Source organism: Zoogloea sp. (assembly GCF_044344315.1).
Classification (GTDB): Bacteria; Pseudomonadota; Gammaproteobacteria; order Burkholderiales; family Rhodocyclaceae; genus Zoogloea.
The window spans coordinates 1-3721 of the sequence record NZ_JBIJDC010000185.1; the positions used below are offsets into that span (position 1 = coordinate 1).

The window sequence follows — 3721 nt, forward strand, 5'->3', positions numbered from 1 at the left end:
ATGATCCGCTCTGGTGGCAAGATGTGGGGTGCCGATGGCAAGCAGTACGACACCAAGGCCGTGATGCCGGAGTCCACCTTCGCCCGCATCTACCAGGAGATGATCAACTTCTGCAAGACCAACGGCAACTTCGATCCGAAGACCATGGGCACCGTGCCCAACGTCGGTCTGATGGCCCAGAAGGCTGAAGAATACGGCTCCCACGACAAGACCTTCGAGATCGCCGAGGACGGCATCGCCAATATCGTGGACATCGACACCGGTGAAGTGCTGCTCACCCAGAACGTCGAAGCCGGCGACATCTGGCGCATGTGCCAAGTCAAGGATGCCCCGATCCGCGACTGGGTCAAGCTGGCCGTCACCCGTGCCCGCAACTCCGGCATGCCTGCCGTGTTCTGGCTGGACACCTACCGCCCCCACGAGAACGAACTGATCAAGAAGGTTGAAACTTACCTGAAGGAACACGACACCACTGGTCTCGACATCCACATCATGTCCCAGGTCCGCGCCATGCGCTTCACCCTGGAGCGCGTGATCCGTGGCCTCGACACCATCTCGGTGACCGGCAATATCCTGCGCGACTACCTGACCGACCTGTTCCCCATCATGGAGCTCGGCACCTCTGCCAAGATGCTGTCCATCGTTCCGCTGATGGCTGGCGGCGGCATGTACGAAACGGGTGCCGGCGGCTCCGCGCCGAAGCATGTCCAGCAACTGACCGAGGAAAACCACCTGCGCTGGGACTCCCTGGGCGAATACCTCGCCTTGGCCGTCTCCCTTGAGGATCTGGGCATCAAGAACGACAACAAGCGCGCCGTTCTCCTTGCAAAGACCCTTGACGCAGCGACCGGCAAACTGCTGGACAACCGCAAATCTCCCTCGCCCAAGACCGGCGAGCTCGACAACCGCGGCTCCCAGTTCTACCTGGCCATGTACTGGGCTCAGGAGCTGGCCAACCAGACCGAGGATGCCGAACTGGCGGCCCACTTCGCCAAGCTGGCCAAGACCTTGACCGACAGCGAAGCTCAGATCGTTGCCGAGTTGAAGACTGTTCAGGGCAAGGCTGTGGATATTGGTGGTTACTACAAGGCCGACTCCGAGAAGTGCAAGGCGGTGATGCGTCCGAGCCCGACGCTCAACGCAGCACTGAAGGCCGCACGCGCCTAAGGCTGTATCACCTTGCCCGCAGATCACCGCGGGAAGTAAACGGGGGCCGCCGCAGGGCGGCCCCCGTTTCACATGGCTGCATCAAAAAGCCCCCTACAGACCGAGGGGGCTTTTTGCTTTCAGCTGGGCACCATGGCAGGCCCGCGATCAGGCGAACTCACATTCGTTCGATCATGGCATCACCGAATCCGGAGCAGGACACCTCGTTGGCGCCCTCCATCAGACGGGCGAAGTCATAAGTCACCTGCTTGTCACCAATGGCCGCCTCCATGGACTTGATCACCAGATCGGCTGCTTCGATCCAGCCCATGTGACGCAACATCATCTCGGCAGAGAGGATGAGCGAACCCGGATTCACCTTGTCGAGACCCGCATACTTGGGCGCAGTGCCATGGGTGGCTTCGAAACAGGCGTACTGGTCCGAAATGTTGGCCCCGGGCGCAATGCCGATCCCACCGACCTGGGCCGCCAGGGCGTCGGAAATGTAGTCGCCGTTCAGGTTGGTGGTCACGATGGTGTCGTACTCCGCCGGACGCAACAGGATCTGCTGCAGGAAGGCATCGGCGATCGCGTCCTTGACGATGATTTCACGCCCGGTTTTCGGGTTGGTGAACTTGCACCACGGGCCACCATCGATCGGCTGGGCTCCGAACTCTTCCTGGGCCACCTTGTAGGCCGTGTCGCGGAACAGGCCTTCGGTGAACTTCATGATGTTGCCCTTGTGCACAATGGTCAGCGACTTGCGGTCGTTGGCAATCACGTACTTGAGGGCGGCACGCACAAGGCGGGTGGTGCCTTCAATGGAGATGGGCTTGATGCCGATGCCGGACGTTTCCGGGAAGCGGATCTTCTTCACGCCCATTTCATTCTGCAGGAAGGCCACGACCTTCTTCGCGCCTTCAGACTCGGCCGCCCACTCGATGCCCGCGTAGATGTCTTCCGTATTCTCACGGAAGATGACCATGTTGGTCAGCTCCGGGTTCTTGAGGGGTGACGGCACACCCTTGAAGTACTGAACCGGGCGCACGCACTGGTAAAGATCCAGCTCCTGGCGCAGGGCCACGTTGAGGGAGCGAATGCCACCGCCCACCGGGGTCGTCATCGGCCCCTTGATGGATACACAGTATTCCTTGAGGGCGTCGAAGGTTTCCTTCGGAAACCACTCGTCGGGGCCATACAGCTGGGTGGATTTTTCGCCTGCATAGACCTCCATCCAATGGATCTTCTTCTTGCCGTCGTAAGCCTTAGCAACAGCGGCATCAATCACCTTGATCATCACCGGAGTGATATCCACCCCGATGCCATCACCCTCAATGAACGGGATGATGGGATTGTCGGGAACAACCTGGCCCGGGACGATTTTTTGACCACCAGCCGGTACCTTGATCAGAGAAGCACTCATTCCAACTCCCTCGCATAGATTTCGCATCGCACGGGCGGATCGGGCGGCTCGTGGTCACCACCTTGAGGACTTCCCGAGCGGAAATCTCCCGTGGCAAAACACCGCCACAACCGAAACGCTACCTGTCCACAGCCCGTCTCCGGGGCAAGACAGGTCCTTTTGATTATGGACGAAATAACGGCGCGCTAAAAGAACCGTTCCCAGCATTCCTGCGCCCTACCTACAAAGGGGCAAGCCAAGCCCTGCGCGGCGATCCGGCCGATCACCGAATGCTAAGATCACGACTCCAAGTGCGCCGGCAAAACGCCTTGCGACACCACAGCAAAGAGTCCGTAGCGGACTGCAGGGAGGGAAGATGGAGGCCATCAGTAACGAGAACCCGGTCGCCCAGGCCATTGCCCAGGCCATGATCGAGGGTTTCAACAAGCACTACCGGATCTTCCGGGAGACGTCGAAGCGTGCCAAGGAAAGCTACGAGGCAGCCGCCTGGCAGGAACAGCTCTCGGCGGTGCGTGACCGGGTCCAGTTCTACGACGACCGGGTGAACGAAACCGTGCACCGCATCCACGAGGAGTTCAACGCCGAGTCCATCGACGACGCCACCTGGCAGGCGGTCAAGCTCCATTACATCGGCCTGCTGATCAACCACAAGCAGCCCGAGCTGGCCGAGACCTTCTTCAACTCGGTCACCACAAAAATCCTGCATCGTGACTACTTCAGCAACGCGTACATCTTTACCCGACCGGCCATCTCCACGGACTACATCGAGTCCTTTCCGCCCACTTACTCCAGCTATTACCCCCAGGACGAAGGCCTGCGCGCCACCATCCTGCGCCTCATCGAGGACTTCGACTGGCAGCGTCCCTTCGAGAACCTGGAGCGGGATGTGGACTATGTGATGCGTACCGTCGAGACGCATCTGGGCAGCTGGCCGAAAATGGAGGTGAACTGCCAGATTCAGGTCTTGTACTCGGCCTTCTACCGTAACAAGACCGCCTACATCATCGGCAAAGCGGTCAATGGCTACCAGGAGGTCCCCTTCGTGATTGCCGTACGCCACGGCGCCTCGGGCATGCTCCACCTGGATACTATCCTGCTCGACACCTGGCGCATCTCCCTGCTCTTCTCCCTGTCCCGCGCCTATTTTCTGGT

Annotated in this window: 3 protein-coding genes; 2 read left to right on the top strand and 1 reads right to left on the bottom strand. The window is 59.8% G+C overall.

Translation table 11 applies throughout. The features are described 5' to 3' along the window. Window positions 1-1167: NADP-dependent isocitrate dehydrogenase (locus ACIQ09_RS21875; protein ID WP_398314487.1), on the top strand; the 1167-nt coding region annotated here is incomplete at its 5' end. 157 nt (window positions 1168-1324) lie between these two features. On the opposite strand, the gene icd is transcribed toward ACIQ09_RS21875, so the two are convergent. Beyond that, complete coding sequence (gene icd / locus ACIQ09_RS21880) at window positions 1325-2569, bottom strand: NADP-dependent isocitrate dehydrogenase (RefSeq protein ID WP_398314489.1); 1245 nt, start codon at window positions 2567-2569, stop codon at window positions 1325-1327. A 355-nt stretch (window positions 2570-2924) separates the two neighbouring features. Between icd and ACIQ09_RS21885 the strand changes: the two genes are divergently transcribed. Further along, window positions 2925-3721, top strand: a 797-nt coding sequence (locus tag ACIQ09_RS21885; protein WP_398314491.1) for an isocitrate dehydrogenase kinase/phosphatase AceK regulatory subunit, incomplete at its 3' end; no start/stop codon positions are given.